11 protein-coding genes are annotated in these 14315 nt (G+C 41.2%); 3 read left to right on the top strand and 8 right to left on the bottom strand.

Annotated elements, in window-relative coordinates:
• Positions 1-90: 90 nt before the first annotated feature.
• From ACM0OW_RS13305 to hemC, 3 genes are all read right to left on the bottom strand, one after another.
• Positions 91-924: a M23 family metallopeptidase gene (locus ACM0OW_RS13305; RefSeq protein ID WP_414550580.1), complete on the bottom strand. Its 834-nt coding sequence runs from the start codon at positions 922-924 to the stop codon at positions 91-93.
• Between the two features lie 259 nt (positions 925-1183).
• A complete protein-coding gene (gene glgA / locus ACM0OW_RS13300; protein WP_414550579.1) occupies positions 1184-2623 on the bottom strand; it encodes a glycogen synthase GlgA in 1440 nt (479 codons plus the stop codon).
• 193 nt (positions 2624-2816) lie between these two features.
• Complete coding sequence (gene hemC, locus ACM0OW_RS13295; RefSeq protein WP_414550578.1) at positions 2817-3788, bottom strand: hydroxymethylbilane synthase; 972 nt, start codon at positions 3786-3788, stop codon at positions 2817-2819.
• A 194-nt stretch (positions 3789-3982) separates the two neighbouring features.
• Here hemC and ACM0OW_RS13290 point away from each other — a divergent pair, with 194 nt between their 5' ends.
• Both ACM0OW_RS13290 and ACM0OW_RS13285 read left to right on the top strand, forming a co-directional pair.
• Entirely contained in the window at positions 3983-4963 is a 981-nt protein-coding gene (locus ACM0OW_RS13290; RefSeq protein WP_414550577.1) for a YegS/Rv2252/BmrU family lipid kinase, read from the top strand.
• Positions 4964-5006: 43 nt separating this feature from the next.
• Positions 5007-6569 (top strand): metallophosphoesterase, encoded by a 1563-nt coding sequence (locus tag ACM0OW_RS13285; RefSeq protein ID WP_414550576.1) that lies wholly within the window; start codon positions 5007-5009, stop codon positions 6567-6569.
• A gap of 108 nt (positions 6570-6677) precedes the next feature.
• Here ACM0OW_RS13285 and ACM0OW_RS13280 read toward each other — a convergent pair whose 3' ends face one another.
• The 4 genes from ACM0OW_RS13280 to ACM0OW_RS13265 all read right to left on the bottom strand — a co-directional run bounded on the left by ACM0OW_RS13280 (position 6678) and on the right by ACM0OW_RS13265 (position 9624).
• On the bottom strand, positions 6678-7088 hold the full coding sequence (locus ACM0OW_RS13280; protein WP_414550575.1) for a hypothetical protein: 411 nt from the start codon (positions 7086-7088) through the stop codon (positions 6678-6680).
• Positions 7089-7530: 442 nt separating this feature from the next.
• Positions 7531-7965, bottom strand: a complete 435-nt coding sequence (locus tag ACM0OW_RS13275) for a CAAD domain-containing protein (RefSeq protein ID WP_414550574.1) — start codon at positions 7963-7965, stop codon at positions 7531-7533.
• A gap of 377 nt (positions 7966-8342) precedes the next feature.
• The gene (locus ACM0OW_RS13270) at positions 8343-8807 is read right to left on the bottom strand and encodes a BON domain-containing protein (protein ID WP_414550573.1); all 465 of its coding nucleotides are present in this window, start codon (positions 8805-8807) and stop codon (positions 8343-8345) included.
• A 124-nt stretch (positions 8808-8931) separates the two neighbouring features.
• On the bottom strand, positions 8932-9624 hold the full coding sequence (locus tag ACM0OW_RS13265) for a general stress protein (protein ID WP_414550572.1): 693 nt from the start codon (positions 9622-9624) through the stop codon (positions 8932-8934).
• Between the two features lie 419 nt (positions 9625-10043).
• Here ACM0OW_RS13265 and ACM0OW_RS13260 point away from each other — a divergent pair, with 419 nt between their 5' ends.
• Entirely contained in the window at positions 10044-13151 is a 3108-nt protein-coding gene (locus tag ACM0OW_RS13260) for an MFS transporter (RefSeq protein WP_414550571.1), read from the top strand.
• Here the strand turns inward: ACM0OW_RS13260 and ACM0OW_RS13255 are convergent.
• Positions 13115-14122, bottom strand: a complete 1008-nt coding sequence (locus ACM0OW_RS13255; protein ID WP_414550570.1) for a sodium:calcium antiporter — start codon at positions 14120-14122, stop codon at positions 13115-13117. The genes ACM0OW_RS13260 and ACM0OW_RS13255 overlap by 37 nt on opposite strands.
• Between the last annotated feature and the right edge of the window lie 193 nt (positions 14123-14315).

Raw genomic sequence — 14315 nt, 5'->3', positions numbered from 1 at the left:
ATATAGTCCATAATGCCCCCTTTATGCAATAGCTTGATAACTTTTACTTGATTTTACTCTATATTTAATTTTACGGTATTCAAAATTACATTAAACTTTTTTGGTCTTAAAAATATCAATACGAATTTGTAAGCCTTTGTGCCATACTTCCACAGCTTTAGAATTGACTAAGTAAGAATAAGTACCGTTATCTGCGCGATATGTATCTTGGCCAATATTCCGAGCTGGAATCTTAATCGATTTACTTGAATTTTGTTTGAACTGCCCAAAATAAAATAACTGGCCATTGTCTTGACAAATTTTGATCAGATTATTTGCAGTTTCACCTTCAAGAATTATGATGCCACTGCATTCAGTTTCAAGTCTTACAGGGGCAGGATTGATGGGTTGAGGCGGTGAAACTTGTTGTACAGTTGGGGGTGTTTTTTGGTCTGTGCTTGCAGATGCTAACAAGCGAATAGGGTCAGATGCTACCTTACCATTAGGATAAACTTCAAAGTGCAGATGAGGGGCGGAACTATTACCCGTAGAACCCATTTCGGCAATCATTTGGCCTTGTTTGACCTTTTGACCTTTACTCACAAGTAAACGGCGACTGTGGCCATACACTGTGACACTTTGATCAAGATGTTTAATTTCTATAGCATTGCCCAATCCCCAATTATCCCAACCTGCTTTGACAACAGTACCGGATGCAGCCGCAAAAATCGGAGTCCCAGAAGCCCCGGCGATATCAATTCCTTCATGTTGATATTTGCGGAAACCTTGAGAAATTAACCCTTGAGCTGGCCAGATAAAGTGACTAGATGCAAAAGAAATATGAACTGGTGGTAACTGAGTTAGGGCAGAAGTATTGATACTTAGTGTACTAATTAAACTAATTAATGCAATCAAACCATAAATAATAATCTTAACTTTTGCCATAAACATGATCATTTAGACACTTTCTGATTAAGTGTTATTTCAACATACAACAGGTAAGATCAGGATAATAAATATGTCAAATTGGCAACTTTTCAACTTCCTTAGCAAGAGGCAGGGGAGCAGGGGGCAAGGGGGAAGGATTCAGGTTTTTTTCTGGCAACAGGGATACAAGCCCCTAAATTTATTTATGAACATTAAAAAAAACTCATGAACCTGAATATACAGGTCATGAGTCAAGAAAATTATTGATCTCAACAAATCAAGATTTGCTAGTTTTTACAGCTTCGGTGATTAGTAACTCAGGTTGTGGCTGTTCTTCTTCCTCTGGTAAACCAAAAATCGATCTATATAACTTTACATACTGCTTGGCTGATTCATACCAACTGAAGTTCTGGCTCATCCCCCGTTGTTGTAATTCCTGCCATTGAGGTTGGAAACGGAAACCTTCCCAAGCCCGAATCATACAGGTAAACAGGTCTAACGGTTCATAGCGGTCAAAGCAATAACCAGTACCGGCAGCGTTCATGGGGTCGTGGTGGGATACAGTGTCAACTAATCCACCTGTACGGCGGACAATGGGGGGACAACCATAACGTAAAGACATCATTTGACTGATACCGCAGGGTTCAAAGCGGCTAGGCATTAAGAAGGTATCAGCACCAGCATAAATCCGGCGAGACAGGGCATCGTTATACAGCAAATAAGTGGCCATGCGTCCAGGATAGCGGGATGCTAACTGCCACATTTGGGTTTCGTAATTGCGATCGCCTGTTCCCAACAACACGAATTGAGCATCTGTATAAGCCATGAACCGGTCGAGCATTTGCAACAGCAAATCAATGCCTTTTTGCTCTACTAACCGTGTCACCATGCCAATTAAAAAGGCTTTACTATTAACTTCTAAACCCACTTCTTCTTGCAGAGCAATTTTGTTCGCCTTGCGTTTATCTAGAGTATCGATAGTAAACGGTTGCGCCAGGGCTTTATCGTTACTGGGATCGTAAACCTCAAGGTCGATACCGTTAATAATTCCCGATAACTTACCACTAATGAAAGACAGCAAACCTTCTAAAGTTTCACCGTAAGCAGGAGTTTTGATTTGTTCGGCATAAGTGGGAGAAACTGTATTTACCCGGTCGGCAAATTGTACTGCCGCCGCCATTGTGTTATGTCCCTGCATATACCAAGGACACCAGGTAATTTTTTGTAAATACCAACTCCACGGCCCTTGATAAGCCAAGTTGTGAATTGTAAACACAGTGCTGATATCAGGGTCTTGGTGCATCCACACTGGAATCATCCCTGTGTGCCAATCGTGACAGTGAATAATTTCTGGTTTCCAGTAGTTCCAGCAAAATTCAGCTGCACCATTGGCAAAGAAAGTGAACCGCCAGTCCTCACTCTCACCACCATAAATCCGGCGGGGTAAAAAGGCAGGATGTCCAAATAAGTACAAGGGAACATCAGTACCAGGTAACACGCTTTCGTAAACGTCAAAATCCTGGAACATGGCAGATCCCTTCCAAATCGGTGCTTCAGGAACCTCCATTTTGTCTGGGAGGAAGCCGTAATAAGGTAAGAAGATGCGGACATCATGCCCCATTTTTCTCAAAATTTTGGGCAATGCACCCACAACATCCCCCATTCCTCCCACTTTCGCAACCGGAGCTGCTTCTGCTGCAACGAATAGAATCCGCATGGTAGTTTTTATTTCCCTGGTTGTGCTTATCAGTTATCAGTTATCAGTTATTGACTGCGTACTGATTACTTATCTAATCATATTGACTTGCCCAATAGACATCTGGTGAAAATAAAATATGCGTGATTACAGAACCGTTGTAGAGACTTTCACATAACATCTCTACATTCTTTGTTACCAGATGTCTAATAGCTTAGGAACCCCGTTGAATCTCGGTAAATATTTCCTCTAAAATTTCCTGTGCGCCTTGTTTTCTTAACAGTGCTGCTAGTTCTGCACCCAGCTTTTCGGCATTTTTCGCCTCACCAGTTACTGTGTCTTTGACTATTTTTTGACCATCGACGCTGGCGACTATGCCACTTAGGGTTAAATTATCACCATCTATGACTGTATTTACCCCTATAGGTACTTGACAACCACCTTCGAGAATCCGTAAAAATGATCTTTCTGCGAGACAGCGATCGCGTGTTTCGGTATGTTCAATCGCTTTGAGGATGTTGATGATTTCCTTGTCATCAGCCCGGCATTCGATGCCTAAAGCCCCTTGTCCGACTGCGTGGAGCGAAATTTCCTTCGGCAAAACTTGATGGATGCGATCGCTCATTCCCAAGCGCTCTAAACCGGCGGCTGCTAAAATCAGGGCATCATATTCGCCTGAATCCAGTTTTTTCAAGCGGGTATTTAAATTTCCCCGGACATCTTTAAAAGTAAAATGGGGAAATTTGTTGCGTAACTGCGCTAATCTTCTTAAAGAAGATGTGCCAATAACTGCACCTGCGGGCAGAGTCTCAATTTGTTTATCTTTATATTTATCATGTACAACTAGGGCATCTGCTGGGTTTTCCCGTTCTGTAATTACTGCCAGAGTTAAACCTTCTGGTAAATTAGTGGGTAAATCCTTCAAAGAATGAACTGCAAAATCAATTTCCTGATTGAGCATTCCCAGTTCTAATTCTTTAGTAAATAGTCCTTTATCGCCAATTTTGGCTAATGCTACATCCAGGATATTGTCGCCTTGGGTAGACATGGTATGGACTTCAAAAATAATCTCAGGAAAGCTTTTTTGCAGTTGGTCGCGTACCCAGTAGGTTTGAACTAGGGCGAGTTGACTTTTACGAGAACCAATGCGGATAGTGCGTGTAGGACTAGAAATAACTGAAGTCATAAAACAATATGTCAAACCAGGCGATAAACTTATTCTCATCTAGACTACCGCAGTGGGTGAGTCTTCGGATGGTTATTGCCTGATTGAGGTAAACTTTATTATTGTTTTTTTTACATTTGTTTACATTTTTTTGAATTACAGTGATATTATGACTAATTTGACATCTGATTAATTAAAACTTAAGTGTCAACCCTATGAACCGTTCCGCTTGCCTGATCTTTAATCCAGTTGCGGGTCAAGGTGATCCAGAATTAGAACTGGCAATGATTCGCTCATTATTAGAGCCAGAAATTGACTTGGATATTTATCAAACCACGCCAGAAATTGGTGCTGATGAACTGGCGCAAGCGGCTGTAGAACGGGGTGTAGAAGCGATTATTGCTTCCGGGGGAGATGGTACTTTGTCGGCGGCGGCTATGGCAATAGTAAATACTGATATCCCTTTGGGGATTATTTCACGGGGAACAGCCAACGCTTTCGCCGCCGCATTGAGAATACCTGATACCATCGATGCTGCTTGTATGACAATTTTGCAGGGACAAACTCGATATGTGGATGCAGCTTATTGTAATGGTAAGCCAATGGTACTATTGACAGGTATCGGTTTTGAAGCGGAAACTGTAGAACTGGCAGACCGAGACGCGAAAAGACGGTTTGGGATTATAGCTTATGTTTTAGCTGGGGTGCAACAACTACAGAATTTACAGAGTTTTGAAGTAGAAATTGAAACTGAGGATAGGATCATTAAAACGACAGCCTCAGCTGTAACGGTGGCTAATGCTGCTCCTCCTAGTTCAGTCCTGGCTCAGGGGCCAGCCGGAATTATTTATGATGATGGATTATTAGATTTAACCATCGTGGCTCCCGCAAGTAAAGCCGGAGCGATCGCAGCTGCATTTCATCTATTCCAAACGGCTTCAACGAGTAGCGCCGCCGAGCGAGACGATATTGGCTACCTGCGCGGAAATCGATTTAAAATCAGGGCTGAACCGCCTCAAAAGGTGGTTTTAGATGGTGAAATGATTGGTACAACTCCGATTGAAATTCATTGTGTACCAGCAGGCTTGAAAATTTTTGTGCCTTTTGACCAAGTAATTGATCCGGCGGAAAAACTAGAGGGACTTCCGAATTTGACTATTGAGATGAAAGACTCAAACGCAGAAGTGGGGGAGTAAGTCAGGTTGAGAAGCAAGAATTAACGTTGAGGAGTAGGTTGTATTGAAACTCGTTTCTGATCCAGCGATCGCGAAAAAAATTAGTAAAATGCAGCAACGGGTAAAATGGCAAGACCCGTTAATTTTAGAGCGTGGTATTGACCAAACTCGCCTGGTGTTAGCAGATGATCACGCGAATAATTCTGATTTTTCTTTTTTAGTTGTGGGTGACAGTGGGACTGGTAGTCACCGAGGACATAATCCACAGCGACAAGTTGCAGAACAAATGCTACCCCATCATGCTGAATGCAGTTTTATGTTACACACAGGTGATGTGATTTATTTGGTGGGGTCGAGTGAATATTACCAGCAGAACTTTATTCGACCTTACAGAGAATTTCTTGTGGGTGGGGAAGATTCAGACAAGATTGATTACGACCAGATGGTTTTCAATCTACCCATTTTACCAGTACCGGGAAATCATGATTACTATGACTTACCAGTTATTTTAAGTTTGCTTTCTTTGACTACTTTACCGATTCGGCGGTTATTGCGCTCAAAATTAGACCTGGATGTAGGCTTACATGGTTCTAGGAAAGGTAGCGCTTATGCAAAGGCATTTTTAGACTATCTCAAAGCCTTACAGCTTCCAGGTGAGTTAGCGCAACACTTAGATAATTACTATACTGCACAGACCGATACAGGTCGCTGTCTGAATTACCAACCAGGAAATTTTACCCGTTTACCAAATCGTTATTATACGTTTTGTTACAGAGGCATTGACTTTTTTGCCCTAGATTCCAATACATTTAATGAACCAGCACCAATACCTCAAACCCGCGCCGGCAGAGAACAGCGCCGAGTTTTGGAAAAACGCCGTCAGGAGTTTGAGCAGGAAAAGCTGCAAATCATGGAAACTTCCGCCCAGCTAAATCCGGAGAATCCCAGCGACGCTGAGAAACTGGATGATTTACAGGGTCAAATATCCCAAATTGAAGAACTGATTGTTGATATCGAGAAGCAATTACACACAGATAAAAACGCTGTGACTGATATCGAACAACTGGAATGGTTAAAACAAAGACTGATTAAATCTTGGAATAGCGCAGATATACGGGGAAGAATTATTTATTTCCACCATCCGCCTTATGTGACTGAAGCGACAAAATGGCAACAAGCGCAAACTTTAGCGGTTCGCGATCGCCTGCGTGGTGTCTTGGATGCAGTAGCCGCAGAAGTCGGTGATTTGACACAGGGACAGCCTCTAGTAGATTTAGTCTTAAATGGTCACGCGCACTGCTTAGAACACCTGGAAACCTTGGATACAGGACACGCTGATGCTAATATTCACTGGGTTGTGTGTGGCGGTAGTGGGTATAGTTTGCGTCGCCAAAGAACTGAAGGCGCAGATTTAAGAGAAACCGTGGGAGATAATAGTAAATTAGTGGCGCGATCGCATTTATTCGTTGGTCGTCATGGTCGCGGTTCTAAAAAGAAACGACCTTATTCTAGTTTACGCATAGATGTTACAGGCGATGCCCATGCTAAATTTATTGTCCGTCCCTTGGTTGCCGAATGGTATCAAAGGCAATGGCATAATTATGAAATGGCATCTTTTACGATTTAACAAAGACAAAACCCATATTTTCTACCTCCCCTCCTCGCTTGCACAGGAAGAGTTGGGGGAGGGGTAGAATGACTATGCCAAACATCACGAATTCAAATTTCAAGAGTCCTAAATTCTTCCTGGGCCTTTACCCCTGGTATCTCCCTTTTCTGTCAACTTACCTTCTTGATCCTGATTTATTTCTTGGAGTTCTTCAACACGTTCAGCGCTGTCTTGAATAGCCTGTTTTCGAGCGTCTCCCGGTTTTTCATAATACATTTCTGGCTCCACAGCATAGTTATTCACTAAACCTTCTTGGTCTATTGTGTAGCCATCAGTGGTATTTATGCTATCTGTATTACTTTGGTCATTTGTAGATGTATCTTCCTGTGTTTGTTCTGTGGGAAGAGTTTTATAATTTTCGCCTTCTCTCTCTTTACGAGCTGCGGTTTCAGCAGGTATTATGCCTCGATCATAATTATCTACATCTACACGTTCAGATGAATCAATAGCCTGATTATTCACTTTTTTATTAGTCATATATGATTATGCCTTTTTTAAATAACGCCAAGAACTAGATTAAGCTAATGAAAATAATAAAACTACTATCTTTAGAACTAATTTAAATCAGAAAGCTGCTTTTTTTTTCTACCTTTAGACATAATCCCAATTATAATTTTGCAACCAAGCAATTTCTCTCCCCTCTCCTTAATAAGGAGAGGGGCTGGGGGTGAGGTTCTATATTTTATTTACAAAATTGGGACTTGACAAATAAAAAGATTCCAATTTGTCTATGATGTTGGTGGGTTACGCTGTGCTAACCCACCCTACTGGACTGACACGCTTAAAATGAGGCATTAGCCAAAGTCTATATCATCCGCGTTTATCGGCGTTTATCGGCGTTTTTCACATCTAAACTAATACCTATTTTAAGCTGGTCACGCCACTACAATTTTCGGTAAATTAATTTTTTGGTGTTACCTTACTCACCCACAATTTCTTGCTTCAATAATCTGATTTTAGCAATTAATTCTTGGCGAGTTTCAGATTTAGTCAAATAACGCAAACTAAACCAAGTAAAATAACCAATACCAATCAACTCAAAACTTGGTGATAGTAGAGGAACACCATTGATGGCTGCTAATATTGCTATTACTACCTTAAGTGTAATAATTGCAGTCAGAATTAAAACAACATTAATCAAAGAGCGCTGATTTTTCTGAAAAAAGCTACTTATATATTCAGGAATTTGATCTAAAAAGTGAGTTATTCTTCTAGTAACTCGTCGCCATTGAGCTTCCGGTTCAGAAGCTGGAGGTAGCTGAGACAAATTTGCCGTTTCTCCCCCGCTTGGTGGTAGCATTCCACCAGGTGCAATCGCATCCACTGGTTCTAATTGCTTTTGTTGAGTTTCCATAGTGTTTTATTTTGGTAGCTACAGCATTTATTCTAAATTACTGGATTTCACTCAAGATCACAATCAGCTTTGTGAGCTAAACTTCAAGTTTTGCACTTACACAAAGGCGGGCAGGATTTCCAGCCTCAAAGATTTATAATATTAAGATATCTATTCCATTTACTTGCAAAGTACAGTAATTGGGGAATGTAGAATTAACTGGATTTACTCAAAATGAGGAGACCTAACCCTCACTTCCCTAGAATTATAGCGTTTCCTCATCAAATAAGGTATATGATAGTTACCTCATAGCTTGCGGGGTCGGTTTCAAGTACCGAATCAACTGAGAAACGCTATATCTACCTCTTATTACTAACTTGGCTTTGAAATGAACCAATTTAGCCTTGTGGTGGAGCAACAACGGCGTTAACAATCACATCATTAACACCATTAATTTCTTGTGCTAATGGTTCAATCTTAGATAACTGATCCTGATTCTTTACAGTTCCTGACACAGTGACTGTACCTTCTTCTGTAGCGTCAACTGTTAGTAGACCATCAGGGATATTAGCCTCCAACTTAGAACGCACTTCACTGGCTAAGTCTTCAGCAGTTCTATCGGTAATATCGCCACCAGCAGCTAAATTTCGTTCTTCACGAGCGCGAATATCTGCATCTAGTTGATCTCTGCGAACTTGGCTCTGAGAATCTTCCAGGGAGGTTTGTCTGTCTTCTGCGGTTGGTACTTCTCCAACTTGACCAGGAGCCGGTGCTGCGGGATCTGTTCTTGCAGTGTCATCAGCACAAGCAGCCGCACCAAATAATAGAACGCAACTAATTAATAAAGGAGTTAAGTTTTTCATTTTTGTAAGTCTTCCTCACAAATTCAAAGTTGGAAAATATTTCGACATTTTTAGGAGTAGCAAGCAGCATTTCTCATGCTCTTTCTACTCCAGAGAAATCCGGGTGTATTGCTCGACAACTGGGTTAAACTTTTTCATCTCGACGGTCAATAATCACTACCGTTGGATCATCTAGTTCGCTTGTTTTTGAGTAATTAGTACGAACTGTATCTGCAACTGGTGTAGTCTCACGTCTGATAGAATCATGCTCTGAGAGATGTTCTACTTGATCATGAGGATAATCATAAACACCAAACTCTTCAATACCGTAGCGATTGAAAATTCTTTCGGCTGCTGCCAGTTCTGTTTCTGTGCCTTCTACAATGACTAAATAATGTCCTTGTTCAACTCGCTGGTTGTAAACTCTGGCTCGTTCTTCGGGTATTCCTAAACCAACTAATGCCCCAATTAAGCCGCCAGCGACTGCACCAATACCAGCACCAGCCAGAGTAGTAGCCAAAGTTGTTGCTGTTGCACCTGCGAGCATAATTGGTCCAATTCCAGGAATTGCTAAAGTCCCCAGACCAACTAATAAGCCAGTGATACCGCCCACCGCGCCACCAGTTAGCGCCCCAGTTGTTGCACCCTCGTCAGCTTTATTACCGACTTTTTCTGTTACTTGAGTCCCAGCAACATCATCTTGATGATCTGCATCTTTGGCAATAACAGAAACTCTATCCATTGAAAAGCCAGAATTTTTCAATTCATGCAGTGCTTGTTCAGTGTCTCTACGATTAGAAAAAGTGCCTACAGCTCTTCTACGCACGGTAGTAACCATTTTAAATTCCTCTATTTCAGTTTTCTGTAAATTTACGCTTTAATTCACCCGCAGTCACAAAGACTGTTCTAGTAAATTATTAAATTGCATTCTTATACAAAGTGCTATCAACATTTCTATTTACACATTTTTAGAAAAATTATCCATCAATCTCTTGACATAATTGCCGTCTCTATCATTAGGCATAAGTATTTGTTAAATACCTATATGCTTAGATCCCCGACTTCTTGAAGAAGTCGGGGATCTTTTTGTTGTAGCGTGGCCTTTTACGGAGTATACAGATAAATCTATGACTTCTGGAAAAGGTATTTCTTCCCTGAGAAAGTGTAGGTCTAGATAATTGGCAATCTAAACTATGTAAATAAGCCTTTTTAGCAAGAAATGGCTATTAAATTGAGCGCTATTAGGAAAATAATATTATGTTTCAAGGTGTAGAAAACATTTTGACGGGTGTTTGGCTATCTATGGAAATAGCACCCGGAAATGGAATGTCGGAAATTTTAACTCCAGAACAAGTATCATTACTCTTTTCTGGACCTAAGTTGATAGTCGCACTATTAGCCGGGACTTTAATGGCTTTGGCTTTCCAATTTCTCTTGACAAATTTTTCACTGGCTGTAGGAATTTTATCTTTAGGAACAGATTCCTTCTCTCGGTCTGAGTCGAGTAGCTGGGGTGGGACAATTCGCAAGGTTGAAACTAAAATAGGATTTTGGGCATTAATCACCGCAAGTATGGCATTATTTGTTGCTTGTTTTCTGGCGGTGAAATTGAGCTTAATTGAAAGTATGCTTTTAGGCGCAATTATGGGTGTGGTTATCTGGTCTACCTATTTTACATTAGTGGTTTGGCTGGGTTCATCAACCTTGAGTTCCTTGGTTGGTTCTTTTATCAATACTACTAATGCGGGATTACAGGCTATATTGGGAACTGCATCGGCGACAATTGGCGCAAATGCGGCGAAAAAACAAGCGGTTTCCACTGCGGAAGAAATTACAAATGCAGTCCGGCGGGAATTAACTTCGGGTTTAGATGCTGAAGGTATCAAGAATACTCTAGAAACGTCTTTAAAATCTCTGCAAATACCACAAGTTAATTTAGCAGATGTTCGCCAACAATTTGATAAAATTCTCAGTGATGTAGATTTAAAATCTATTGGTGATGCTGATTTACTTAAAAATATCAACCGCCAAACATTTATTGATTTAATTAGCAATCAGGTAAATTTATCCAAGCAACAAATTAATCAAATTGCTGACCAACTCGAAGATGCTTGGAAACAAGTTATTGCTCGTCAAAATCCCACAGAGCAAGTAATTAATTTACTCAAGTCTGCTACACCTGAAGAGTTGAAGTCTGAAAATTTAGGTGAACGTCTTCAGGAATTGGTGGGAGTGAGAGAAAATGGCAATGGTCGCAATACTTTAATTAAACAAGGAATACAATATGGTTTGGGTACTGCGGGTACAGCAGTATTAAATCGAGTAGATTTTTCTGATATTGATATCGAAAAAATTACAACTCAAGTCCAAAAGCTGAGGGATAAAGTTCAAGATATAGATGTTGAGCAAATTACACACCAGTTAGAAGATATCAGAGATAAAACTACTGCACAAATAGCTGCAAGATTACCACAGCAACCAGACAATACTATTAAAGCGGATGTAAAAGACTATATTCTCAATTCTTTACCTTGGCATTTGAACCGCACTACAATTAGAGATGAATTTCAAGAAGTTATCTATGATCCACAAGCAGATCCGACAACGACGCGCCGGGAATTAGCGGAAATTAATCAAGAAGATTTTAGAAACTTGCTCAAACAGCGCAGCGATATTAGCGAGGCGAGAGTAACAGAAATTACTCACCAGATGGAAAGCGTTCGTGAAGAAGTTTTAGAAATTGTTCAACAGGCGGAAGTACGCGAAAAAGGCGAAGAATTGCGTTTGCGTGTGGAAAATTATTTGCGTTCTACAAGTAAAGATGAACTGAATGCAGATGCTATTGAACGAGATTTTACCAGTTTATTACAAGATTTTACAGATTTAGAGATTCGGTTACAAGCCTTTGAGCATGACACTTTTGTGCGGTTACTTTTGCATCGTCAAGATTTGAGTGAAGCAGAGGCTAATAAGATTGTTAATCAACTGGAAAGTATCTGTAATCAAGTCTTGAATCAAGAACGAGAACGCCAAGCACAAGCAACAGCAAAAGCTAATGAATTATGGCAAAGAATTGAAGAGTATCTGCGGAATACTAACAAAGACGAATTGAATCCTGAAGGGATTAAACGTGAATTTGCTACTCTCCTAGAACAGCCAGAAGTTGGAATTAATTTAATCCGCGATCGCCTATCTCATTTTAACCGCGATACAGTGGTAAAATTGCTGAGTCAACGGCAAGATTTGAGCGAGTCAGAGGTCAACCGAATCTTTGACCAAATTCAAGCAGTAGGCGATCGCATTGTACAATTACCCCAAACCACAATAGATAAATTGGCGGAATATCTCCGCAATACTAACCTCGAAGAACTCAACCCAGGAGGTATTAGAGGAGATTTAGAAACATTATTAGCTGACCCACGAGAAGGTGCTTTAGCATTCCGCCATCGCCTATCCCAAATTGACCGTGATACATTGGTTAAACTCCTCAGTCAAAGTCAAGATTTGAGCGAAGAGCAAATTAATCAGAGAATTGATCAGGTACAAAAGGCGATTAATAGTATTATTAAAGCGCCAAGACGTTACGCTAGTCGTGCTGCTCAAAAAGTGACGGATTTTGAAGCTCATCTGGAAAACTATTTGCGTCATACTGATAAAGAAGAACTCAACCCCGAAAGCATCAAACGTGATCTGCAATTGTTGCTGCGAGATCCGCAAGTGGGAGTGGGGAATTTAGGCGATCGCCTGGCGAAATTTGACCGTTCCACAATTGTGGCTTTATTATCTGAAAGGGAAGATATTTCTGAGGAAGAAGCGAACCGAATTGTCGATCAAATTGAGTCGGTGCGTGATGCAGTTGTCAGTCAAATCCAGCAGGTTCAGGAAAGGCTGCAATCGGTAATTGATAGCGTTTTTGGTAAAATCCGCGATTATCTCAACTCCTTGGAGCGTCCAGAACTGAATTATGAGGGGATTCAGCAAGACTTCGCGAAGTTATTTGATGATCCTCAAGCGGGATTTGAAGCTTTGCGCGATCGCCTGAGTCAATTTGACCGTGATACCCTAGTTGCTATCCTCAGTTCTCGTGAAGATATTTCCCCAGAGGATGCTAACCGAATTATCAACCAAATCGAAGGGGCGCGGGATAGTGTATTGCAAAGAGGTGAACGCATCCAGCAAGAAGTACAAAAACGCCTAGAAGCAATTCAAGAACAAGGAAAAATCCAAGCTGAGGAAACTAAAAGAATTGTAGCGAATGCAGCTTGGTGGCTATTTGGGACGGCTGTAACTTCTTTATTTGCGAGTGCGATCGCTGGTGCTTTAGCAACTCAACTGCGGTATATGATATACATTCCCCCAATGTAGAGAGCGATGAGAGTCAGTCCATCCCAAGTCACATAGATTTGGGTGCGACTGACAGCATGATATATTAGTCCAGCTGTTGCTACTGAAGTCATAATCATGGCAATAATCGCAGTTAACAAATGCACATCACTAATTTGCAACCACAAATTACCTTTGAGGTAAACTACATCGTAAACGCCCAAAATCGCTAAATTCCAGAGATTAGAGCCAAAAAGATTCGACACAGCCATTTCCACTGCATTCATGCGAATAGCTTCCACAGATACCACCACTTCCGGTAATGATGTCGCCCCAGCTAGCAGCAACGCCCCGATAAAGCTTTGTCCTAGTCCCGTAACTGCGGAAACTTGGTCGCCCAAAAACGCCAACCACACACCCAGGACTACAGTGGCTACAGCAAGTAAGGTAAAATTCAGATAAGCTTGTCCCCGCTTAATGTGTTGGTATTGCAAAGCTTCCGGTTCTGCTTCTAAAATAGCTGCGGCGAGTCGTCGCATTTCAAACTGCGTCATCATTTTGGCGCTGACGATATAAAGCAAAATTAATAACAAGCTAGGAACACCAACCCATCCTAAAGTTAGAGAAATTCCTTGCTGAGTGAAAAGCATTCCCGCAGCAGTTACGCCCAACATCGCACAACCCAGACTAGCGGAGAGTCCCAGCCCCACAGGTGCGCGTTTGAGTAATGGTTCGCGTCCGCTAAAAATATCCAGCAGTCCCAGAATCATCAAATTGAAAAGACAACTACCTAAAATTGCTCCTGCGGCTAAGTTTGGGGCGTTTAATACAGTAACTGCACTAACTCCTGTCGCCAACTCTGGTAAAGATGTCACACCAGATAATAGTAAACCACCAACCCAGGTACGCCCCAGCCCAGTTTTTTCTGCGACAACATCAGCACTTTGGGAAAGCCGCATTCCCACAGCAATTACGGCGAGGAAACAGACTATAACTTGAATAAAAAGCAACATAGGGAATAAAAAGTGTGGGGATTTGATGCACTATTAAAATACAACAATTATGAATTACGAACTATAGCTATCCTATTTGATTTATGAATTTATCGAACCGCCAAGTCGCCAAGTTCGCCAAGTGAAGAAGTAAAGAGGTTTATAAATGATTTAGGACTGCTATATGAATTACAAACTACGTAGCTTGCTTCTC

It is taken from the genome of Anabaena sp. CCY 0017 (assembly GCF_963920885.1).
Taxonomy (GTDB): domain Bacteria; phylum Cyanobacteriota; class Cyanobacteriia; order Cyanobacteriales; family Nostocaceae; genus Nodularia.
Note: the sequence above shows the minus strand (reverse complement) of the source record. Positions and strands in the feature narration are given on the sequence as shown.